The organism is Pseudomonas sivasensis (assembly GCF_021391435.1).
Classification (GTDB): Bacteria; Pseudomonadota; Gammaproteobacteria; order Pseudomonadales; family Pseudomonadaceae; genus Aquipseudomonas; species Aquipseudomonas sivasensis.
Window position 1 is genome coordinate 2,229,224 of sequence record NZ_CP090029.1, and the last position, 22,428, is coordinate 2,251,651.

Here is a 22,428-nt window from a genome sequence, read left to right on the forward strand (position 1 = left end):
TCCCCAGTCAACCCTTCATGCCTTGCGCCATGGTTTCAGCCACAGCCCCATCCCGAGCAATACCAAGGCACCGGCCAGGGTGCTCAGCCCCAGTTGCAGCCATACGCCTTCAAGACGAAACAACACCAGCGCCGCCACGCCCAGCACCAGCGCACTGAGTAGCCAGTGCCGGGCCCAGGGCAGGGCGCCGAGCAGTGTTTGGCGTTGCATCAGCAGCAACGCGGTGCAGATCACTCCCGCCAGCGCGGCCAGTGGAATTCCTGCCAGGCCGAACACAAATGGCAAGACGCAGAGCAGCAACACGTTGACCAGGCTGCCGAGCAATTCGCAGCGCAGCGGCTGGCGCGTATCGCCGGCGGCGTAGGCGTAACGCGCGAGCAAGGCGTTCCAGGCGCCGAACACCAACGGCACGGCAAACCACGCCAGCAGCAGCGGCAACGGCGAGTCAGACGATTGCTGGGGCAACAGCAGCGCCACCAGGCTTGGTGCGGCGGCTACCAGCCCGACGCCGGCGGGCAGCGTCAGCACGCTGGCGGTTTCCAGGCCGCGCTTGAGCAGGGCCAGGCGCGCATCGCCCTGACGTCGGCTCATCATGCCCAGCAGCACCTGATTGAGGCTCATCAGCGCAATCAGCGGCAGGTTCATCAGCTTGCGGGCCAGGTTGACCCAAGTGACTGCGCCTTCGCCGAGCAGCGATGCTACGAGTCTTTCGATCAGCGCCAGGCCCTGGCTGGCTCCGTTGCTTATCAATAAGGGGCCGATGCGTTGGCCCAGCTCGAGTAACGGCGCGAAGCTCAGCTGCCAGCGCCACGGCCGCCAGCCTTGGCGCCACATCGGCGGCAGCAGCGCCAGAGGCATCAGCAGGCTGCCGGCGAGGCATGCCAGGGCCAGTGAGTGGGGTTGAGTCGCGGTGCCGGCGAGGGCGAGGTACGTCACCGGTGGCAGGTTGAACAGCAGCGAGCCCAAGCCGGCCAGCACAAAACGCTCGCTGGCCTGCAATGGAATGCTGAACAGCGCATGCAGCATCAGCCCCGGTACGCACCAGGCGACGACCTGCAGGTTGCTGCTGGCCAACGCCGTCGCGGTGTCGGCCAACCCTGGGCCCAGCACTTGCACCAGCCACGGCGCCAACAGCGTCAGCAGCAGACTGGTCACCAAGGCGATCAGCATCAAGGCCGGAAACAATACCGCCAGCCAGTCCAGCCGCTCGCCATCCTTTCGCGCCAGGTACAACGGCAACGCCGCCGCACTGAGCACGCCGCCGGCCAATGACATGCGCAGCGCCTCGGGCAAGAACAGCGCAATCAGGAACGCATCACTGCGCTCCCCCGCGCCCCACGCCGCGACCAGCAACCACTCACGGGCGAACCCCAGGCACAGGCCCAGCAAGGTCGCCAGGGTCAGCCATGCGGCGGAGCCCAGCATCAGGGCCGTGCGCCGCTGAACAGCGGTTTACGGTAGGTCACTGTCTTGACCTGCGGCAGGCGCGCCGGAAACAAGCGCCGCGCCTCCAGCACATTGATGCCCACCATCAGCCAGAACAGCGCCACCATCACCACCGCAAAGCTGAAATAGTGGTCAAACAAGCCACTGACCAGCGCGGACAGAATCCCCGCCGTGGTACCCAGCCACAGGGCGTTGTCCTTGGTCAGGCGGATCGGACCTTTCTCTGGACGGGCTTCACGCCACCAGCGGACGGTCACCGCCACAAACAGCAGCATGCCGACGAGGCCTATCTTGTAGATGTAGTTCAGCCACAGGTTGGAGATGCCCAGCAGACCAGTGCCCGGCACTGGCGGGTCGACCTTGAAGCCGATGCCCAGCGGATAGGCCGCCACGGCCTGCGGGAACATGCGGTATTCATCGAAACGCACTTCGGTACTGGCGTTGTTCGTAGAAAAAATCGTCGCCAGGCGATCCTGCAACGGTGGATAAGCCATCACCAGCGCTATCGTCAGCGCCGCACCGATCATCAATAGGCGACCGGTGTACGGCACGCGCCGTGAGGCCATCCATATCAGCACCAGCGCCAGGCTGACCATCGCGCCACGGCTGCTGGCCAGCAGCAATGCCGCCGCTCCCAAACAGGCCACGCCCAAACCGAGTGCGCGTTTCCAGCCTTGTTCGGTCATGCCGAAGCAGAAGGCTAAAGGCAGCAGCAACGCCATGATCCCACCGATGGCATTCGGGTGCGTCCACGGCGAGCCCATGCGCGAAGACATGGCCTCCAGACCAAATTTGAGCATGTCGAAATTGGCGTAGTTGAACAGGCCAAGAATCGGCGCGATCCCGGCCCCTGAGCGTGTGCGCACGAACACCCCGATGGACAACACCAACATCGCCAGGGTGCCGAGCAACAGTGCGATCACCAGGGATTCGCGGTGCTTTTGATCCACCAGCAATTTGGCCGCGAGGAACACCCCCGACAGGTTCAGCAACCAGCGCAGCCAGTTGGCCAAGCCGCTGCTGTCGGCGTGGGTGATAACCTGACCGACCATGAAGGGGAACGCACTGAACAGCATCAGCCACAACAGCATTTGGTCGGTGGGCCGTCGGGTCAGGCTGGGCGCTTGCGGCAGGCGCGACAGGAAGCTGTGCCACAGGATTGCGCCCCAGGTGAGGGCCAGAATCGCCTCGCTCACCGTGGTGCGAATGCCCAGGTTAACCGTGGAATACGGCATGAACGTCGCCACGGCCGCAAACAGCAACAGGCCCCAGAACGGAAAGCGCAGGATGGTCACCGCAGCCGCCAGACCGACCACGGCCAGAAACGCCTTGGCCGGCGACAGCAGCAAAGCCAGGGCGCCAAACAGCAGGCCGAAGAGTATCGCGACGAGGCTTGCCAGATTCACTCTCACGTCAGTTCCTCGATCAGTTCGGCCAGGCGCCGGCGATAAGCGTGGTGGTTGAAGCGTTGCGCCCACTGGCGGCGTTGCTCGGGGGATTCTTCGTCGGGTTGCTCGCCCAGGCCTATCATCAATTGCGTCAGCGCCGGGCCATCGGTGGGCGAAAAGCGGGGGGCTGACGGTGGCGTGATTTCATCCAGTGATGTACCGCTGGCCACCGCCACGGGGGTGCCGACGCTCAAGGCTTCGATCACCGGCAGGCCAAACCCTTCGGCATACGACGGCTGCCACAGGCGCGAGGCCCGGCGGTACAACGCGTGCAACTCAGCGTCCGACACACCGCTCAAGGCGCGAATACCTGGCAGTGTGCGCTGTGCTTCGGGCAAATGATCGAGGCTGCCTACCAATACCAGTTCCGGCACTGAGGGCGATTGGCGTCGCGCTTGCTGCCAGGCGTCCACCAGAAATGGCACGTTTTTGCGCAACTCGCGGGTGCCCACCAACAACCAGTAACGCGCAGGCAACTGGCGCGCGCTAAGGTCGGCGGCCAGCTCGGAGAACCCATCGACCTGGTTGGGCAACACGCGAATCTTGCTCGCCGCCTTGGGGAACAGCCGCGCGGTTTCATCGGCGCTGTATTGCGACGGCGTCCACACGCGGTCGGCGCTGTGCACCGCGTAGGCAATCGACAGGCGATCGCTGGTCTTGTAGATCAACGCCTTCAAGCGGTTGGCGTGGTAGTTGTTCAGGGTGATCTGAAACAGATCATGCAACAGCACGACGGTGCGCAGTCCTTGAGGCTTGGGTGGCAACGGCAGGCCCATATTGAAGGTGCTGATGTACAGATCGACATGGTGTTCGCGCAACGCCCGCGGCAAGAAACCCGCCTCGAAACGCAGGCGATTCTGTGGCTGGTGCATGGCAGTCTTGGCGCAGCCCCAAGCCGGGCAATGGGCCCACAACCGGGTTTCATCGCCCAGGGGCGCCACGGTAAAGCGCTCGACTTCGATGTTCGGCAGCGTGTGCAGCGCACTCTCCAGCGCATACACCTGGCGGCTGATGCCCGATTGCGGCGAGGTGCCGACGGTGCGGTAATCCAGGCCTACACGCATGCCGGCTCCTTTTGGTTCTGCGGCGCGAGGGTGGCGTACACCTGCTCCAACTGGCTGGCGGCGACGCTCCAGTCATGGGCCCGACGCACGTAGGCGCGGCCAGCTTCACCCATGGGCGCGGCGGCGTCGGGGAATTGCAGCAGGCGTACCACCGCATCGGCCAGCTTGGTGGCGCTTTGTCCGCCGAGGTAGTCCAGGCCTTCCACCAAGTCCAGCCCGGATACACCTTGCTCGGTGCTGGCCAACGGCAGGCCGGCGGCCAGGGCTTCTAGCACCTTGAGTTTCGACCCGCCGCCGTGGCGCAACGGCGCCAGAAAGACCGAGCAGCTTGATTGCAGATTCAGCAGGTCGGGCACGAAACCTTGCCACTCGATGCGCGGGTCCTTCCAGCGCTCGCGCCAACTGCCCGGCATGCCGAAACCGCACACGCTCATGCGCGCATCCGGGCAGCGCGCCCAGACCTTGGGCAGGATTTCATCCAGCGCCCATTCGATGGCGTCCACGTTCGGCGCGTATTCATAGTTGCCCAGGAACAGCACGCGTCGCGTCGACGGGTCGGGACGGGCGGCGGCGAAGTGATCGCAGTCCACGCCATTGACCACCACCGGTACCGGTTTTCCGGCGATTTTTTCCAGGACCTGCGCGTCGCTGTCGGTGACGGCCACCACCTGCGCGGCCTGGCGCATCACTCGGCGTTCCCAGCGGGTATAGCGCCATTGATCGTAGCGAATGAACGGCAGCGCCCAACGCGGCAAACGGTCGTAAGTGGCTGCGCCCAGGGCCGACTCCACATTGTGTTCGGTCAGCACAAACGGCTGTGACTTGCGCGCCAGTGCATCTTCGTAAGGCTGGAAACTGTAGCTGTGCTCAATCTGCACCACGTCCCACTGCTCACCCAGCAACCAATTGAAAGTGTCCTGCAACTCGCCCGCCAAACCATTCACGCTGGCCAGCAGCGGGTAGGGCGCAAACAGCCCGGCCACCAGGGTCTTGAAACTGCGCAACGGGCGGCGCGGCAGGATGATCAACTGTTCGACAAACGCCTCCAGCACCTGGCGGTCGGTGAGCGACACCGGGTGCTTGTCATGCAGCAGCAAGGTGATCTGGTGCCCACGCGCCGCAAGGCTGCGCAGCAAATGGAACTGACGCGTCTTGCCGCCGCTGGTGGCGGGCCAGGGCGAGTAGGGCAGGATCCATAAAATGCGCATCGCAGGCCTCACTCCCATAACAGTATTTGCAGATTTGGCTTGACCGTGATGGTCAGTCCGTTGGTGCCGCTCACCGGGGTTTGCGTGCCGCGCAGCGGGTCATACAGGGTCGCGCTGGCCAATCCTGGCAAGTGAGCGTCACCGCCCTGTGCCGACCAAAAAAACCATAACTTGCGACCATCCGTGCGGGTCCAGCCGATGCTGAACAGGCCATCGGGCAATTGGTCGGCGGTGGGTGGGTCGCCGGGGATTAGCTTCGGCCCGCTGACGTCGAGAAAGTTTTTCAGCGCGGTGTAGACCGGCTTGGGGTTAGTGTCGATGTCCAGCAAACCGTAGGACTGGTCACGCACGCTGGCGCGCTGGTCCAGATCGCTCAAGGTAAACAGGAAAATCTTGTCGTAATCCATCGCGCTCATCAGCGCCAGGCGGCGTACTACGTAATCGGCCTGGGCCTGTGGGGTGATGATGTCCTGGGCGTCTTTGGGGCCGGTGTAGGTCGACCAACCCCATTCGGTGCTCCACAGGGTCTGCACACCGCCGGTGCGCAAGGCTTGGTTGAGTGCGGTGGTCTTGGCGATAAAGTCCAGGTTGGCCGGGTCGTTGCCTTCGGGCAATTGGGTGTAGGGGTGGTAGGAGATGACGGTATTCAGGCTGGCCACGCCGAGTGCGCCGAGGGCATCGAACATGGTCTGGCCGTTAGGCATTTCGCTGAAGAACGCCATACCGGCTGCGACCACCGGTTTGCTCGGGCTCATCGCTCGCAGCGCGGCGGCTGAGGTGGTCAGCAGCGTGGCGTAGCCGGCCGGATCGGCCACCGGACGCCAGAAGCCCAGCAGGTTAGGTTCATTCCACACTTGCCAGGCGTCCACGCTGGGGTAGCGCTGGGCGAGCAACGCCATGCGGTTGGCGAACACATTCGGGTCCTTCGGCGGGTACTGGTCCTGATAGGGCGCACCCGCCGGTGCCGTGGTGGCAAACGGCGCCGAGCCGACCAGGTAAAACACCGACTTGAGCTGGTTGTCCTGCAGCTTGCCCACCAGTTGGTCCAGGGTTGCCACTTGGTACTGGCCCTCTACGGGTTCCAACTGATCCCAATGCAGGTCCAGGCGCACCCACTCCAAACCCAGCGCCTTGAGACGGTCGATCTGCTTCTGATAACGCTCGGGGCTGAACCATAGGAATTGCGCGTTCACCCCCAGGAAATCCTTCCATACCACCTCTTTGTTGCCCTTGAGCACATGGCTTTCTGCATCCGCCTGGCGCCCCCAAAAAAACGCAGTCAGGCCCAAGGCAGCGACCACGGCCAGGGTGGCGAAGTAGGTGCGTTTACGCGCCATGGCGAGCTCCTGAAATGGCGTCGCCAAACAGTGCGGCGAACTTCTGCGCGGTTAACGGCCACAAGCGCTCACGGCCGATTTCGCCGGCGCGTTCGGCCCAGTCCCGGGCCAACAGCGGTGTGCGCGCCAGACGCAGCAGTTGCTCGCTGAGCGCGGCCACGTCGCCTTCGGGGTAGATGGCGCCGTTGCCGCTGGCGACTTCTTCAGCAAACGCCCGGGCATCCGAGGTAATCGCTCCACGCCCGCACGCCGCCGCCCAGGACAACGCGCCGCTGGTGCCGCGCTGGCGCCCGAGCAGGCCGAGTTTTTTCGATTCACGGTACGGCAGCACCATCACATGGTGCGCCTGAATGGTCTGGGCGATGTCGTCGGCCGGCAGGTTCAACCGCCAATCAATAGCGTCCGTCAGGCCGAGGTCGGCGATTTGGCTATTCAACTGCTCCAGGTAATTGCTGCCTGCGCCAAACGCCATTTCGGCGGCTGTGCCTCCGGCCAGGGTCAGGCGCACACGGTCTCGCAATTCAGGGGCTTGTTCGAACACGGCGGCCAGGGCCTGCAGCAGGTCCTCGATGCCTTTGCCCCGGTAGATAAAACCGAAGTACAGCAGGTGCAGCGTGTCCAACGGCGGCAGCGGCACGGGTGGGATGGCCAGGTTGGCGTGGTTGATCACCGCGACTTTGCCCGCCGGCAGTTGCATGCGCTGGCTCAGGCATTGGGCGCCCAAGCGAGTGAGGGTGATCAGCCGCGTCAGGCCTTTAGCGACCTGACGCTCTTCACGCAGGGTCAGTGGGTCGGCCAGCACGACCGCCGCCTGGGGCAGCGGGCTCGGCAAGCGGTCCAGCAGGTTCAGCGGAAATGGCAACTGCTCGCGCCGCCACACGATCCGTTCCGGGTCATGCACGGTGGCGGTCAAGGGCAATGCCGGGTAGGTCTTGCGCAGTTCACGCAGGGCCAGAAACTCCCCCAGCCGCCCGCCGCCCAGTTCGGCGTGGACCAGGTCCACACTCTGCCAGTCGAATGCAGCGATAGCCTGCTTGATGGCCTCGCTGTTGCTCGCCACACCGGTCAACGGCGTCAGCACCGTTACGCCCAGGTGTTCCAATGCCGTGCGGAAATGGTTCGCGTAGTCGGCGATCCCGTTTTTTTCCGGCGGCAATGGGGCGAGCAGGGCGATGCGCATCAGAACGCTCCCCGGTACTTGGCGATGAATTTAAGCACCTTGGCCGGCACTTCGAACTTACGCCGGTTGATGATGATGCCGTCCACCTTGCCGAATGCCGTATTGAGGATCGACAGCGCGTGCTCGACCACGGGCACCGTGCTGGTATTCGCTTCCACCACCAGGGCGATCAGGTCGGCGCGGCGCAGGTTGATAAACGCATCGCGGTTATCCAGCAGCGCCGACGCGTCCAGCAGCACCACTTCGCCCGGCTTGGCAGGTTCAGCCCCGCCGACCCGCACGTTGATGCCGTTTTCCTGGAGCAACTGACGCAGGTGTTCCACCACAAAGGTCACCCCCTCGCCATGGCGCGCTGAGGTCAGCCCCAGCGTCATGCCTTGCTCGGCAATCCGCTCCAACTGCAGCAAACCGTACAGGCGGTAGATGCTTGCATTGAACGCGTTGGTGCCTTGGGCGGTGCTGGTGTCCAACTCCGGCAGGGTCGTCCACAGTGGCAGGCCGAACTTGCGTTCCACCAAACCACCGTCGTGGATGCGCTGGTCGAGCAGGTAGCAAAGGTAGATCACAAGCAGGCCGACGACGATCGCAAACGGAATCGCCAACAGCAGCATCACCAGGGTTTTCGGGAAGATGCGGCCGGGGTTCAGGGTGGCTTCTTCGATCACCGCGATGTTGCTGATCTGGCTGTTATCCAGCTCACGGTCGATACGCGATTTTTCCAGGTTGTCCACGTACAACGCGTAGTTGCGTTCGGCGGTGCTCAGCTCGCGGCCCAGGCGGGTCAACTCCGGTTCGATCTCCAGGGCTTGTTTGCGTTGAGCTTCAAGGTTGACCAGTTGCTTTTGCTGCTGGACCAGTTGAGTGCGCAGCGCCAGGTTATTGCTCGTTTCATCCAGCAGCACGCGCTGCAAGTGGATTTCCAGCGTGTTGGGCGCACGGTTTTCCGAGCTCTGCACGGTGTTGCTTTCGCTGGAGACGTGGGCCTGCATCGCGCGGATCGACGCATCCAGGGCTTTGACCGGCGGCGCGTTATCCGTGTAGGTGCGCATCATGTCAGCCTTTTCCAGCAGCTTCTGGTTGAGCAGGCGACGCAAGTCCTGCTGCTGCGGGTTCAGTGCTATCTGGCGAACCGTGGTCACTTCCTTGGGTTGGGTCTTGAGCTGCGTGCGAGTGCTCGCGATGGCGCTGTCGGAGGAGGCGATCAGGCGCGTGGTGTTGAACGTCTCGCCGCGCAATACGTTGATGCGCTCGGACAAGTCTTCCAGGCGATCAGTGATGCTGGCCGCACCGATCTCATTCAGGTGTGTGAGGATCTGCTCCTTGTAGCCCTTGATCTCCGTGGCGCTGGTGGACACCTGACCTTCATAAAACACATACAAACTCTTGCGCCCCAGAGCCTGGGTACGTTCGTTGATGTAGGTCTCGACCCAATCCTTGACCACCGCCTGGGCGATTTGCGGATCACCCCAGGTGAAGCTGATGTCCATCACCGTGGAACCGGCGGCGTGGCTCACTTCAAAGCTCTTTTCCAGGTTGGCGGCAAGGCGTTCCACCGGCGTGGTTTTTTCGATCACACCGACGCTTTCCAGCACCACGCGAATACCGTCGAACACCGCGCCGACGCCCTCCTTGACGGCGTGCTTGGTGCGCTTCCAGAAACCCTCCGGCGGCGGTGCATTGTTGATGACTTCCAGGTAGTGCTCGGCCACTGCACGCACGATAGGGCGCCCGGTCAGCAGGCGTTCTTCGTCGACAATCGGGTCGCGCTGGGTGCTGGGCATCACCAGCGCCTGACGATTACTGATCTCGATGGGCAGGGTCGAATCGCGGCCCGGTTTCACCAGCAGTCGAGCGGTGGATTCGTACTTGGCCGGCAGCAGGAACGCCCCCAGCAGTATGATCACCAACGCGGCAATGGCGGCCAGTTTGAACTCGCGCCGGAAGATGAAGAACAGGCGCAGCAGATCACGAAAAGAACGGATCTCGATCATAGGATGTCGCTCCTTTAGTTATTGCCGCCGCTGGTGCGTGTGTAGTTGTAGCCAACCCCAATGGACTTGGTGAACGGGATCAGTTGGTTCATGTAGGTATCCACTCCCTGGATGCGCTCGCCCACGTTGGATTTGGGCACGAACACCACATCGCCGCGTTGCAGGTGCACCGGTTTGCGCCCATTGGGGCCGGTCTTGAGCAGTTGGCTGAAGTCCAGGAAATAGGCGCGATAGGCGCCCTGGGCATCTTCGCGCAGCAGCGCAACCATGCTGGCATTGCCCGCCGGGCTCACCCCGCCGGCGCCGATAATCGCCTGTTCCAGCGTGTTGGCCGTGGCGATCTGCACCGCCGTCGGGTTATTCACCGCGCCGCCGACAATGACCGAGCTGCCCGGCGCCTGATTGATGTTCACCGTCACACGCGGCTCGCGGTATGTCTGCGCGAGCTTGCCGGTCAGCTCTGTCGCCAGCTCCGAAGGCTGGCGCCCCGCAACCTGGATTGGCCCCAGGAACGGGTAGTTGATCTTGCCGTCGGTCTGCACGGTGTACAGCGTCAACTCGTAGATCGTGCTGACGTTGAACGCCGACAGCGTCGGCATCTCGCCGGCATCACGCACGATGCGCAACTGGTCGCCGATGCGGATGCGTTCCACCGCCGGTGGCAACTGGGCCAGTTGGTCGAGGGCGCGCTTGCCGTCCTCGACGGTCTGGCTGTCGGGCGGCACGATGCGCGCCGGTGTATTACAGGCGGCCAGAGCCATCATGGCCACGACGAGCAGGGTTCGTTTCATCAAGGGGGACTTCCTGTGGGTCATGATGCTCACCTCCAATAACCGGGAAACATGCTGATGCGCCGCTTGAGGGCGAGAGGCAGACGACGCTCAAGATGGCCCAGGCGGTAACCGAGCAATTTGAACGCGCTGCGCACCAGCACCTCCGGCACGCGGTGCAAGGCGCCGGCTTTGCGCAAGGCTGCGAGTTCAGCCATTACATAGCGTTTGCCTTCGCCACCCGCGTCGCCAAAGGCCTGCTTGATCCACGGCTCACGGCCGTAGAACACGCCGATATCGAAGTAGCGGTGAAACTCGTCCATGAGTTTGTAATCGTGGGAGTGATGCACCAGCGCCGTAGCGGCGTAGCGCACCTTATAGCCGTCGAGAAGCATGCGCGCGGCGACGTAGGCGTCTTCGCTGCCGATCACGTCGGCGGGGAAACCACCCACCGCGTGCAGTGCGCTGCGTCGGTACACGGAGAATGAGTCGGAGCTGAAGCAGGTCTTGATCCCAAGCGTGGGCGCGTCGGCCAGGCTTTTGCTGCGGCTGTGCTCCGGGTAGTTGAAGTGTCGCGATTGCGCGCCCAGTACACCCGCGTCAGGGTGGGGGAGTTGGCGCCCATAGGCGACGCCATTGAGCGGGTCCTCCTGCAACTCGGCGAGCAGGTTGGCGAACGTCTCGGGCGTGGCGGGAATAGCGTCCTGGGTCATCACGAACAACGCGTCGCCGCCAACCTGCTCGCTGGCCCAACGGCGGGTGCCGCCGTGGTTGAAGTCACGGGCGTCGATCACTTCGACCCGTGCTCCGAACTCTCGAAAACGCGCCACGGTGTCATCGCTGGAGGCGCTGTCCACCACCAGCATTTCGTCCGGTTGCAGGGTTTGCATCTTCAGCGCCGGCAGCAGGCGTGCCAGGTGGCTGGATGCGTTACGGGTCGGGATGATCAAGGAGGTGCGCATGTCATTTTTTCACGTCGGCAGGCGCACGGCCGTAGATGTCGTCGAAGCGCACGATGTCGTCTTCACCCAGGTACTCGCCGCTCTGCACCTCGATCATCACCAGGTCGATGATGCCGGGGTTGGTCAGCCGGTGTTTGTGCCCGGCCGGAATGTAGGTGGACTCGTTGGCGTTGATCAGGAACTCCCGCTCGCCGTTGGTGATCTGCGCCGCGCCGCTGACCACCACCCAGTGCTCGCTGCGGTGGTGGTGCATCTGCAGCGACAACGACGCCTGGGGCTTGACCACGATGCGCTTGATCTTGAAGCGGCTGCTTTCCTCCAACACGGTGTAGGTGCCCCACGGCCGGGTGACGGTGCGGTGCAGGCTGTACGCCGGATGGTTCTGGCGCTTGAGCTCGGCGACGATGTAGCGCACGTCCTGGCTGCGGTGGGCGTCGGCGATCAGCAAGGCGTCGGGGGTGTCGACGATGATCAGGTCGCGCACGCCCACGGCGCCCAATACGCGCTTGGGTGAGTCGATGTAGCAGTTGTGTACGTCATGCAAAATTGCTTCGCCATTGACCTGGTTGCCCTGGGCGTCGCTGGGGGTGAGCTGGCGCAGGGCTTCCCACGAGCCGATATCGCTCCAGCCAATGTCACAGGGCACCACGGCCACTTGGTTGGACTTTTCCATCAGTGCCACATCGATGGAAATATCCGGCGCACTGGCAAAGCCATCGGCGTCCAACTCACGCTGGCGCGAGGTTTTGTTTTGCAGGCTCTGGCTGCGCTCCAGCGCGGCGCGTGCGGCTTCCAGAACGTCGGGGGCATGGGCGGCCAGTTCGTCTACCAGGGTGCTGGCCTTAAAGCAGAACATGCCGGCATTCCACAGGTGCTTGCCGCCGTCGAGGTAGCCTTGGGCGGTGACCAGGTCGGGTTTCTCGACGAAGCGTTTTACGCGGTTACCGTGGCTCAGTTTTTCGCCCTGTTCGATGTAGCCGAAGCCGGTTTCTGCATGGTCGGGCTGGATGCCGAAGGTCACCAGGTAGCCGGCTTCGGCCAGGTCGCGGGCCTGAGTCACGGCCTCGGCGAACGCGGCTTCATTGAGGATTAAATGGTCGGCGGGCATCACCAGCAACTGCGCGTCGCCGCCGAAATGTTCCTGCACATGCAACGCTGCCACGGCGATGGCCGCCGCTGTGTTGCGGCCGAACGGTTCCAGCAACAGGTCCAGGGGCAGGTGGGCGTTGTTGACCGGTCGGTAGTCATCCAGGGTGCGGAACAGCAGGTCGCGATTGGTCACCGTCAGCACGCTTTCCACCCCAGGCAATTTGGCTGCGCGCTGAAAGGTTTTTTGCAGCAGGCTCTGGCCGTCACGCATGCGCATGAAGGGCTTGGGCATGTTCTGTCGCGACACCGGCCACAGCCGTGTGCCCGAACCACCGGAAACGATGCAGGGAATTAATCCGTTGAGGGTATTCATCAATAGACTTCCTTGGTGGAAAGGACGGCGGGGACCGTCATGAAGACGATGTACAGGTCAAACCACACCGACCATTTGGAGATGTACTCCAGGTCGTATTCGACGCGTTTCTGGATCTTGAACAGCGTGTCGGTTTCACCCCGGTAGCCATTGATCTGCGCCCAGCCGGTGATGCCTGGCTTCACGCGGTGGCGCGAGCTGTACTCGCTCACCGCCACTTCGAACGGGACACCGGCGGCCTTGGTCGCCGTGGCGTGCGGGCGCGGGCCGACCATCGACATGTTGCCCAGCAGCACGTTGAACAACTGCGGCAGCTCGTCGATGCTGGTCTTGCGGATGATGCGGCCCACCCGAGTGATGCGTGGGTCCTGGCGAGTGGTCTGGCGTTCGGCGGTGAAGTCGCTCTGGTCGGTGTACATGGAGCGGAACTTGAAGACGCGGATTTCGTTGTCGTTGTAGCCGTAACGGTTCTGGCGGAACAGCACCGGGCCCTTGGAATCGAGTTTGATCGCAATCGCCGTGACCACCATCACCGGCGACAGACACACCAGCGCCAGGCTGGCGAGGAAGCAATCCTCCAAGCGCTTAATCACCGGCGACCAGCCGCGCAACGGCAGTTGCGAGGTGTTGAACATCAGGATGCCGCCGACGTCGGTGATTTTGCTGTGGCCGTAGCGCAAGGCGGCCATGTCGGGCACCAGCATCACGTTCACCGACAGCTGCCGCAGGCGATTGACCAGCCCATGAATGCGCTGCTCGGCGGCCCAAGGCAGGCAGATCATCACCTGGTTTACCTGCTCGGCGCGGATCAGTTTTTCCAGGTCACGGGTGTTTCCCAGCAAGGGCAGGCGGCTCAATTCCTTGGGGATGCGTTCAGTGCGGTCGTCGATAAAACCGATCAGCCCGGAACGGATATCGCCGTTGCGTTGCAGGTGGTCGGCCACATGCACGGCGGTGTCGGTAAAGCCCAGGATCACCGTGCGTTGAAGGTATTTTCCCTTGCGCATCAGGTGGCGGTACAGGCGCAGCATCAGCAGGCGTTCCAGGCAGAACAAGCAGAGGCTGGCGACGTACCACGCCACCAGGTTGCGCGGGGTCAATAGCGGGAAAAACTGCAGGATCTGGTACATGAACAGCAGGATGCAAAACGCCGCCGACCAGGCTTTGATCTTGGTTTTCAGACGCAACCGGTTGCTGAATAACTCTTCGGAATAGATGCCCAGGGCCTGGAACAGAATGATCGTCAGGACCGCGAAAAATACCAATAGGCCGAGGAAATGACCGCGTAGCTCTGGGTCCATCGGGTCGATGAAAATCACCAGGACCAACGGGGGCAAAATGGCGATCAGGCCATGTATGAATTTGACGAAAACAACAAAGAACTCAACAAAACCGGCACGCGTTAAAAACAGACTGTCGACGGACGACTTTTCTCGCATAAAACATCCCTCATTGCACTCCAGTCGCGCTTGTTCGATTGTTTGTTCAATAAAGCAACGGGTTGCTTTAAAGGCACTTCGAACTACGGCTACGCTGGGTAATACGCAACTATCCATTCAAAAAAATAAATCCATTTGAATGCTTTTCGCGGGGGTAGTGACTTAAGGAGTGTTTCCTTCATAGTGCTAGTCAACGGATTGACGATGTTGCGGGGCATGCAGGATAGACGGGTTAATCAGTCTTTTTATCGGCATTTTATTGACATTCCTTGTCCGAACACTCGGTGATGGGGTGTGTTTTTGAGTGTAGGAATAAATGTGAGATTTTTCCTGCTTAACGGGAAAACCTTTTTATGAACGAGGTAGGAAAGGGGGACAAAGAGGGCGTGGCAAGGCGCACTAAGTGCCTTGCCACTGGGGCTTTCGCGGGATTAGAAGTTGCCTTTCAAACTCACCGAAAAATTACGCGGTTCGCCATAAAAGTTTCCCCAAGAGGCGGTACCCACGGTGTTGTAGTAGGTTTTATCAAACAGATTGTTGCCGTTGAGCGCTACGGTCCAGGTGTCATCCACGCGGTAGGCCAGGCGCGCATTCCAAGTGGCGTAACCGGGCTGTTCGAGCTTAATGGTCTGCACACGATAGTTGCTGCTCTGGGCGTTGACCCCAGTGCCGACGCTCCATTTCGATAGCGCGCCGTCGAGTTGGTAATCGCCCCACAAACGCAGCATGTGGCGGGGCACGTAGGTGTTGGAAACGCCACCTTCCTTCGCGACTTCGATGTTGCTCAGGGACTTGGTCTGGGTGTAGGTATAGCCGCCGAACAGCTGTAGGCGTTCCAGCACTTCACCACTGATTTCGGCCTCTATGCCCTGGGCGCGCACCTTGCCTTTGTCGGTGTAGCAATAGCCATCGGCTGAGGTCGCGCATTGGGTGGTGTAGTCGGATTCGGCGCCGTTTTTCTCAAGGGCGCGGAACAGCGCTAGGGAGCTGTTGAGGCGTCCGTCGAACCATTCGCCCTTGATGCCCAACTCGTAGTTGTCGCCGATCTTCGGCTTGAGCGCAGCGCCGTCGACGGTAGCGTAGGAACTCTGCGGCTGGAAGATATCCGCATAGCTGGCGTACACCGACAGGTGCTCATTGAGGTCGTAGATCAGCGCGGCAAACGGTGTGACTTCGCCGGTTTCCCGAGTGCGTGCATCCTGCGAAGCCCATTCGCCCCAGGCCAGGTTGTAGGATTGGCGACGGTTCTCGTACCAACTGACGCGGCTGCCGACGATTAACATCAGCGGCTCGGCCAGGCGCAGGCGCAATGTGGCATAGGTGCCGTATTGGGTAGCGGTCTCCTTGACCGTGCCGCCACGGTACATGTTCGGCCAGAAGGTGCTGTCGGCCGGTTCCGGGAAGTGACGATTAGGTTGGTAGATGCTCTGGCGCAAGGCCAGGCTCTGGATCGCGTAGACATCGTCCTGAGTGCCACGGCTGCCGTTGGCGCCGAGGATCAACTCATGTTCCAGGCCGAAGGCTTCGAACGTGCCATCGACGTAGGCGTCGAGGCCGAAGTCCTTGTGGTTGTAGTCCATCAATGCGGCATAGGAACCGGCCGTGGGTGCCGGATCTCCGTAGGCGATCGTGCCTTCGCTGGCAGCGTACTTGGTGTCTTGCAGATTGCGGCTGTGCACCGCCGACACCTTGAGTTTCCAGTCATCGTTGAGTTGATGGGTCAAGTCGGCAAAGAACGTGGTACGCCGGCTTTGCCAGTCGTTCCAGGACTGGCCCAGACAAGTGGAGCGGCTGAGGTTGGCGCTTTTGCCATCGGCGTAGCGGGGCAGGCCGCCCCAGCACGGTGTGGCGTCCACGTCTTCGTAACTGGCACCGACGCCCAGGGTGGTTTCGGGGCTTAGGTCGATGTCCAGCGCGCCGTAGAACGCTTGGTCCTGGCGCTTCTGGATGTCCATGTAAGAGCCGCGCTCCTGCTGGCTGATCGCTGCGCGGACGCGAATAGTACCGCTGTCATTCATCGAGCCGCCGGTGTCGACGTCGGCGCGGTAGTTGTCCCAGGTGCCGGCGGACAACGACAGGCTGGTGGTGGGATTGGCCTGGGGCCGCTTGCGCACGAAGTTCACCGCGCCGCTGGCGGTGCCGGCGCCCTTTAGCATCCCGGCCGCACCCTTGAGCACTTCCACTCGGTCGTAGATCGCCATGTTGGCGCTGAAACTGTCGGCTTGTACGTAGTCTTTGCCCATGTCCAACGGCACGCCGTCGTACTGGTATTGGCCGAGCATCTTGAAGCCACGGGAATAGAAGTACTTGCCGCCCATGGGCGACTCGTAGGTGGTGATCCCCGGCGTGCGTTCCATCACATCGTCGATGGTGGTGAGGTTCTGGTCATCCATGAGTTGGCGGGTCAGCACACTGACCGATTGCGGCGTTTCCCTCAGGCTGTGTTCGCCTTTGCCAATGGTCACTGCGCCGGTGGTGTACGAACCGGTGCCGTCGGTGATGACGCCCAAGCGCTCGCCGGTGACCATCGTGGCGCCCAGGTTCAGAGCGCCGGTTTCGGCCACTTCGGGCAGCAGCAACCACGTGTTGTTGCCCTGGCGCTGGGCTTCCAGGCCTTGGCCTCGCAACAACTGGCCGAGGGCCTGTTGCGGGTCGAAGCGGCCGTTGAGGCCTGGGCTGGCCTTGCCGGCGACGCTGGTGGCGTCATACGACAGGCTGATACTGGCCTGACGGGCGAACTGGTCCAGCGCATCGGCCAGGGGGCCGGCGGCGATATGCCAGTCGCGGGCCTGGATGTCACTGGCTGGGGTTTGAGCCATCACGGCCAATGGCACAGCCGCGCCACTCAGGCAGGCGCCGAGCAAAGCGGCCTGCGCTGCGCGCTTGAGGGGGGAACGTTGGGAGGGGAACGCTTGCATGACCGCGGGATGCTCCTGAAGGAAGTGAACAGAACCGGCCTGTTGATCGGCCTTTCCTAACAGGTCGAGCGGTAATGCGAATTCACCTCATTTATTTTTGAAGGGTTATACGCGGGGTGAAACAGTCACCCAATAACGGCTGCGGTAGGTGACGTCGACCTTGAGTGAATGCGCCACCAGGCTGAGCACTTGATCGGTATCGTCCAACTGATAGGTGCCCGACACGCGCATCCCGGCGACCGCTTCGCTGCACCGCAGCAGGCCGTTTCGATAGCGGCCCAGCTCGGCGAGGAAGTCATCCAGGCGCATGTTGTGGGCGCTGATCACGCCATCGCTCCAGGCCCAAGGGTCGAGTCCATTGGCGAGGGGAGGGCGGATGCCATTGCGGTCGAACAGCACCTGTTCGCCCGGCTTTATCAACTGCTGTGCGTGGGTGTCGTGACGGTCGGCAAACAGCGCCACGCTGCCCTGTTGCACGGCGAGCAATGTGCCTTGGGCGTCTTCGCGTACCAGGAAGCGGGTGCCAATGGCGCGCAAGTAACCGTCGCGGGTCTGCACCCAGAAAGGTCGGCTGTCGACGCCGGTATTGACCAGGATTTCACTCTGGCGCAGGTGCACCAGGCGCCGCTCTTGATTGAACGCCGTATCGAAAGCGCTGGCGCTGTTGAGCTGGATGTTGCTGCCATCGTTCAGCGCCACCCAGCGTCGTTCGCCGGTGACGGTACGGTAATCGGCCATCAGGGCCGGCAGCGGCGTGTAGTCGCGGCCAAGCCAGGTCAAACCGGCTGCGCCGGCCATCAGCCCGAGCAGTTTCAAGCCATCACGACGGCTGATGCGTTGGCGCGCACCCCGCAGGGCATGGCGCCCGACCTGGGCCGGTAGTTGGCTGAAGTCGTCATTCATCGTCGCCACCCGCTGCCACACTTGCTGGTGTTCGGCGCTGGTGTGCAGCCAGCGGTCAAATGCGGCGGTGCTGGCGTCGTCGGCTGTGTTGAAGCGCAGCGTGATCATCCACTGGATGGCCTGGTCTACGAGGCGCGGGTCATAGTTCGGCATAACGCAACCGATAACAGGCGTGCAGCGCCTTGGACAGGTCGCGCTCCACGGTCGCTTTGGACACGCCCAGACGCAGGGCGATCTGGGCGCAGGTCAGGCCATCAAGTTGGGCCAACAGGAACGCTTCGCGCACGCGCGGCTTGAGTTGGTCGAGCAGGCGGTCGATACGTTCGAGGCTGTCGAGGATCAGCCGCCGGGTTTCCTCCGACGGCACTTCAGCCTGCGGAAAATGCGCGAGGCTTTCGAGGTAGGCACGCTCCAGTTCACGGCGCCGGTACTGGTCGATCATCAGGCTGCGCGCGATGCTGCTCAGGTACGCGCGCGGCTGCTGCACCGTCTGCTGCTTGCGCGCATTGAGCAGGCGCACGAAGGTTTCCTGGGCCAGGTCGGCGGCATGCTCACGGCAACCGGTGCGCCGACTCAACCAGCCGCGCAACCACGAATGATGGGCATGGTACAGCTGGCCGATGGCGGCATGGTCCAGTGGGTGATCGCTCGACATGGGCATCCTGGCGCAGCAGTCTTAATTGATAATGTTTCGCATTCTAGACGTTGGTCGTGGCGTTGAGCAATCACTGGCAAGCAATGTATCCAGCACAATTTTTTGTTTGCCCAAGGCGCGCCGATTAGTCTGCGGGCTTTCCTGGTGGAGGGCTGAGCATGATCGACGTGGCGACCCTGGCGATATTTTCCGGTGCCGTGGTGCTGTTGTTGCTATCACCGGGGCCGAACATGGCTTTTGTCATCAGCCATGGCGTGACCCACGGCTGGCGCGGAGCAATGGCGTCGGCGTTGGGCATCTGTGTGGCGGACCTGCTGCTGACGGTATTGACCGCCAGCGGGGTGACGGCGCTGGTCGCCAGTTGGCCGCCATCCTTTGATGTGATCCGCTATGCGGGAGTGATCTACCTGCTGTGGCTGGTGTTCAAGACCTTGCAGAAAAGCCCTGGCCTGGACATGGCTCACATCAACCGTGTGGCCTTGGGCCAAGTCTGTTGGCAGGCGATGCTCAACAGCTTGCTCAACCCTAAGGCGTTGCTGTTTTTTCTGGTATTCCTGCCGCAGTTCGTAAGGCCCGAGGCCGGGCCCATTGCCATGCAGCTGATGGTGCTCGGCGGGGTGCTGACCGTGATTGCCGGTGTATTTCACGTACTGCTGGGGTGTTTTGGCGGGGCGCTCAGCCGATTCTTTGCCAGGCGTTCAAACAGCGCCTGGCTGCAGAAGTGGGGCCTGGCGACGGTACTGATGCTGCTGGCGGTGCGCCTGGCGGTGATGTCTCGTCCCAACTGATCTTGGGTGGCGGGGAGCACGCCAGGCAAGAGCTAGCGGCGCGCGTCCATGTCAGCCCAACCGCGCCGCCGCCCGTGCGGTGATCTCACCGCGCACCCTGCGCGATTCCAGCGTGCGCTTCTTCGCCTCTTCCAGGACATGCGCAGGCGCCGTCTGCGGGCTGCCCGAATCGAACGGCGGTGCCGGTGCATATTCGATCTGCAACTGCACCAGTTGCGCCGCCGCTTCGCTGTATAACTCGGCCGCCAGCACCAGCGCGAAGTCGATCCCCGCGGTGATTCCACCCCCGGTAAACAGGTTGCCGTCACGCACTACGCGCTCCTGCACCGGGATAGCACCGAGGGGGGCGAGCATGTCGTGGTAGGCCCAGTGGGTGGTGGCCTTGCGGCCGCGCAGCAGACCCGCCGCGCCGAGTACCAGCGAGCCGGTGCACACCGAGGTCACATAGCGTGCGGTCTGGGCCTGGGTCTTGAGGAAATCCAGGGTGGCCGGGTCTTCCATCAGCGCACCCACGCCGGAACCGCCGGGCACGCAGAGCACATCCAGGTTGGGGCAGTCGGCGTAGGTGGTGGTCGGTGTAAACACCAACCCAGTGCTGGAGGTGACCGGCGCCAGGTCTTTCCACACCAGGTGCAATTTCACGTCCGGCAGCGAACCCAGCACGTCATAGGGGCCGGTCAGGTCCAGTTGCTGGATGCCGGGAAACAACACAAAGCCGATCTGCAAGGTCATCAAGGATGCTCCGATAAAGAGGTGGACGGCTTCACTCTAGAGGCCTAGGCTTTGGCGAATACGCCATTGACCCCACGAATTACGCCAATCATGCCCAGAATTGTCCACGTCCTCGCTTTCGATAACGCCCAAGTGCTTGACGTGACCGGGCCGTTGCAGGTGTTCGCTTCCGCCAATGACTTGGCCCGCCAGCGCGGCCTGCCACTGCCTTATGCGGTCTCGGTGATCGCTGCTCAAAGCGCGCCGGTGATGACCTCTGCCGGGCTGGCCCTGGTAGCCGAACCGCTGCCCGCCGTCGATGCGCCTTGCGATACCTTGGTAATCGCTGGCGGCTGGGGCGTTTATGGCGCCTCCGAAGACTTGGCGCTGGTGGACTGGGTTCGGGAAAAGGCCCGGCATACCCGACGCATGACCTCGGTGTGCACGGGCGCATTTTTGCTGGCCGCCAGCGGCATGCTCGATGGCTGTCGCGTGGCGACTCACTGGACGCGCTGCGAGGAATTGGCGCGCCGGTTTCCTTCGCTGACGGTGGAGTCCAATCCGATCTTCATCCAGCAGGGCGCCGTGTGGACGTCGGCCGGTGTCACCGCCGGCATCGACCTTTGCCTGGCCTTGGTGGAAGAAGATCTCGGCGGCGCGGTAGCGCTGGAAGTGGCGCGGCACCTGGTGGTGTTTCTCAAGCGCCCCGGCGGCCAATCGCAGTTCAGCGTGACCCTGTCCCTGCAAAAGGGCGACAGCCGCTTCGCAGAACTCCACGCCTGGATGGCCGAAAACCTCACTTTGGAATTGAACATCCCGACCCTGGCCGCCCAGGCCGGCATGAGCGAGCGCAGCTTTGTGCGCCACTACCGCGCCGAAACCGGGCAAACCCCAGCGCGCGCCGTCGAGCTGATCCGCGTCGAAACCGCCCGCCGGCAATTGGCAGACAGCAATGCGTCAATCAAACGTATCGCCGTGCAGTGCGGTTTTGGCAGTGAAGAAACCCTGCGCCGCAGCTTTTTGCGGGCCTTGTCGGTCACGCCCCAGGCCTACCGCGAACGCTTTTGCGCACTGGCCTGAACGAAAAGTACACCGTTGAACCAAGGTGCTATGTTGGCCTCCCACCCACAGCGGGCGGGGTTTTTATCGAAGCCTACGGCGGCGCCCTCCGAGCTGAGAGCGAGGAGGGGCAGGGCAGCGTGTTCAGCTTCAGGATTGCCGCAGTGCCTTAAGCCCTATCGAGTAGCTCGATGATCGCTGACAGGGTCGCCTGCGGTGCTTCCTGGGGAATATTGTGGCCCACGCCGGGCAACACCTGACGTCGGTAAAAACCGCTGAAGTGCTCCACGTCATCGTCCTCTTCCGGCGGTGGGCCTACGCCGTCATCGGCACCGCACAACGAGATGCTCGGGACCGAGATCGCCGGTTGCATCGCCAACGCCTGCTCGATGGCTTCCAGCGCCGGATCGCCGGGCGCATACATGAAACGGTGGCGGTAAGAGTGAATCACCACCTCGACAAAGTCCGGGTTATCGAAGGACGGCGCCGTCTGCCCATACAGGTCCGGCCCCTCGGCCCATGACGGCGACCACAGCGCCCATAGCAATTGGCAGAGCTCGCGACGGTTGGCGGTCAACCCGTCCACACCGCGCTGGGTGTGAAAGTAATACTGGTACCACAACCGATGCTCCGTCACCGGCGCCCGAGGCTTGAGCGACTTGGCGATGTTCTGGATGTTGTAGCCATCCCCGGTCACCAGCCCGCGCACCCGCTGCGGCCACAGCGCGGCGACGATACACGCGGCGCGCCCACCCCAGTCATAACCCGCCAGCGTGGCTTGCGCGATACCCAGCGTATCCATGAACTCCAGCAGATCCTTGGCTAACGCGGCCTGTTGCCCGGAACGCATTACCTGCGCGTTGATAAAACGCGTGGGGCCATAACCGCGCAGGTACGGCACCAACACCCGGCAGCCGCGCCCGGCGAGCACCGGGGCAATGGCGTCGTAAGCGCGCGGGTCGTAAGGGAAACCATGCAGCAGGATCACCGGCTCACCGTCGGCAGGGCCGTGGGCTTCATAGGCGATGTCGAGCATGGAGGTTTGCGCGTGGAGCAATGGGGCGGTCAGGGTCATGGTTGGGCTCCG

Annotated in this window: 18 protein-coding genes; 2 read left to right on the forward strand and 16 right to left on the reverse strand. The window is 62.6% G+C overall.

Features of this window, described 5'->3' with window-relative positions; translation table 11 throughout:
- Positions 1–15: 15 nt before the first annotated feature.
- From murJ to LRO94_RS10240, 14 genes are all read right to left on the reverse strand, one after another.
- A complete protein-coding gene (murJ, locus tag LRO94_RS10175; protein ID WP_179179285.1) occupies positions 16–1,425 on the reverse strand; it encodes a murein biosynthesis integral membrane protein MurJ in 1,410 nt (469 codons plus the stop codon).
- Complete coding sequence (locus tag LRO94_RS10180) at positions 1,425–2,852, reverse strand: O-antigen ligase family protein (RefSeq protein ID WP_179180083.1); 1,428 nt, start codon at positions 2,850–2,852, stop codon at positions 1,425–1,427. The genes murJ and LRO94_RS10180 overlap by 1 nt, the downstream gene beginning before the upstream one ends.
- A 2-nt stretch (positions 2,853–2,854) precedes the next feature.
- Positions 2,855–3,958, reverse strand: a complete 1,104-nt coding sequence (locus LRO94_RS10185; RefSeq protein WP_179179284.1) for a glycosyltransferase family 4 protein — start codon at positions 3,956–3,958, stop codon at positions 2,855–2,857.
- Complete coding sequence (locus LRO94_RS10190) at positions 3,949–5,166, reverse strand: glycosyltransferase family 4 protein (RefSeq protein WP_095186474.1); 1,218 nt, start codon at positions 5,164–5,166, stop codon at positions 3,949–3,951. The genes LRO94_RS10185 and LRO94_RS10190 overlap by 10 nt, the downstream gene beginning before the upstream one ends.
- A gap of 8 nt (positions 5,167–5,174) precedes the next feature.
- On the reverse strand, positions 5,175–6,503 hold the full coding sequence (locus tag LRO94_RS10195) for a GH39 family glycosyl hydrolase (RefSeq protein WP_095186473.1): 1,329 nt from the start codon (positions 6,501–6,503) through the stop codon (positions 5,175–5,177).
- Positions 6,493–7,683, reverse strand: coding sequence for a glycosyltransferase (locus tag LRO94_RS10200; RefSeq protein WP_122681526.1), 1,191 nt, complete (start codon positions 7,681–7,683; stop codon positions 6,493–6,495). The genes LRO94_RS10195 and LRO94_RS10200 overlap by 11 nt, the downstream gene beginning before the upstream one ends.
- Positions 7,683–9,674, reverse strand: coding sequence for a GumC family protein (locus LRO94_RS10205; RefSeq protein WP_032888220.1), 1,992 nt, complete (start codon positions 9,672–9,674; stop codon positions 7,683–7,685). Before LRO94_RS10205 ends, LRO94_RS10200 begins: the two co-directional genes overlap by 1 nt.
- A gap of 14 nt (positions 9,675–9,688) precedes the next feature.
- Entirely contained in the window at positions 9,689–10,465 is a 777-nt protein-coding gene (locus LRO94_RS10210; RefSeq protein WP_032888222.1) for a polysaccharide biosynthesis/export family protein, read from the reverse strand.
- Between the two features lie 29 nt (positions 10,466–10,494).
- On the reverse strand, positions 10,495–11,406 hold the full coding sequence (locus LRO94_RS10215) for a glycosyltransferase family 2 protein (RefSeq protein ID WP_032888224.1): 912 nt from the start codon (positions 11,404–11,406) through the stop codon (positions 10,495–10,497).
- A gap of 1 nt (position 11,407) precedes the next feature.
- Entirely contained in the window at positions 11,408–12,868 is a 1,461-nt protein-coding gene (locus LRO94_RS10220; protein ID WP_179179283.1) for a mannose-1-phosphate guanylyltransferase/mannose-6-phosphate isomerase, read from the reverse strand.
- Positions 12,868–14,307, reverse strand: coding sequence for an undecaprenyl-phosphate glucose phosphotransferase (locus LRO94_RS10225; protein ID WP_179179282.1), 1,440 nt, complete (start codon positions 14,305–14,307; stop codon positions 12,868–12,870). The genes LRO94_RS10220 and LRO94_RS10225 overlap by 1 nt, the downstream gene beginning before the upstream one ends.
- A 431-nt stretch (positions 14,308–14,738) precedes the next feature.
- Complete coding sequence (locus LRO94_RS10230) at positions 14,739–17,225, reverse strand: TonB-dependent siderophore receptor (RefSeq protein ID WP_179179281.1); 2,487 nt, start codon at positions 17,223–17,225, stop codon at positions 14,739–14,741.
- 105 nt (positions 17,226–17,330) lie between these two features.
- Positions 17,331–18,281 (reverse strand): FecR domain-containing protein, encoded by a 951-nt coding sequence (locus LRO94_RS10235; RefSeq protein ID WP_179179280.1) that lies wholly within the window; start codon positions 18,279–18,281, stop codon positions 17,331–17,333.
- On the reverse strand, positions 18,268–18,783 hold the full coding sequence (locus LRO94_RS10240; RefSeq protein ID WP_032888235.1) for a sigma-70 family RNA polymerase sigma factor: 516 nt from the start codon (positions 18,781–18,783) through the stop codon (positions 18,268–18,270). The genes LRO94_RS10235 and LRO94_RS10240 overlap by 14 nt, the downstream gene beginning before the upstream one ends.
- A 158-nt stretch (positions 18,784–18,941) precedes the next feature.
- Here LRO94_RS10240 and LRO94_RS10245 point away from each other — a divergent pair, with 158 nt between their 5' ends.
- Complete coding sequence (locus tag LRO94_RS10245; RefSeq protein WP_032888237.1) at positions 18,942–19,571, forward strand: LysE family translocator; 630 nt, start codon at positions 18,942–18,944, stop codon at positions 19,569–19,571.
- 51 nt (positions 19,572–19,622) lie between these two features.
- Here LRO94_RS10245 and inhA read toward each other — a convergent pair whose 3' ends face one another.
- Complete coding sequence (gene inhA, locus LRO94_RS10250; protein ID WP_032888239.1) at positions 19,623–20,303, reverse strand: isonitrile hydratase; 681 nt, start codon at positions 20,301–20,303, stop codon at positions 19,623–19,625.
- Positions 20,304–20,393: 90 nt separating this feature from the next.
- Here inhA and LRO94_RS10255 point away from each other — a divergent pair, with 90 nt between their 5' ends.
- Positions 20,394–21,362 carry a GlxA family transcriptional regulator gene (locus LRO94_RS10255; RefSeq protein ID WP_032888242.1) on the forward strand — a complete coding sequence of 323 codons (969 nt, stop codon included), beginning with the start codon at positions 20,394–20,396 and terminating at the stop codon, positions 21,360–21,362.
- Positions 21,363–21,510: 148 nt separating this feature from the next.
- On the opposite strand, the gene LRO94_RS10260 is transcribed toward LRO94_RS10255, so the two are convergent.
- Positions 21,511–22,416, reverse strand: a complete 906-nt coding sequence (locus tag LRO94_RS10260) for an alpha/beta fold hydrolase (RefSeq protein WP_095186466.1) — start codon at positions 22,414–22,416, stop codon at positions 21,511–21,513.
- Positions 22,417–22,428: the final 12 nt, after the last annotated feature.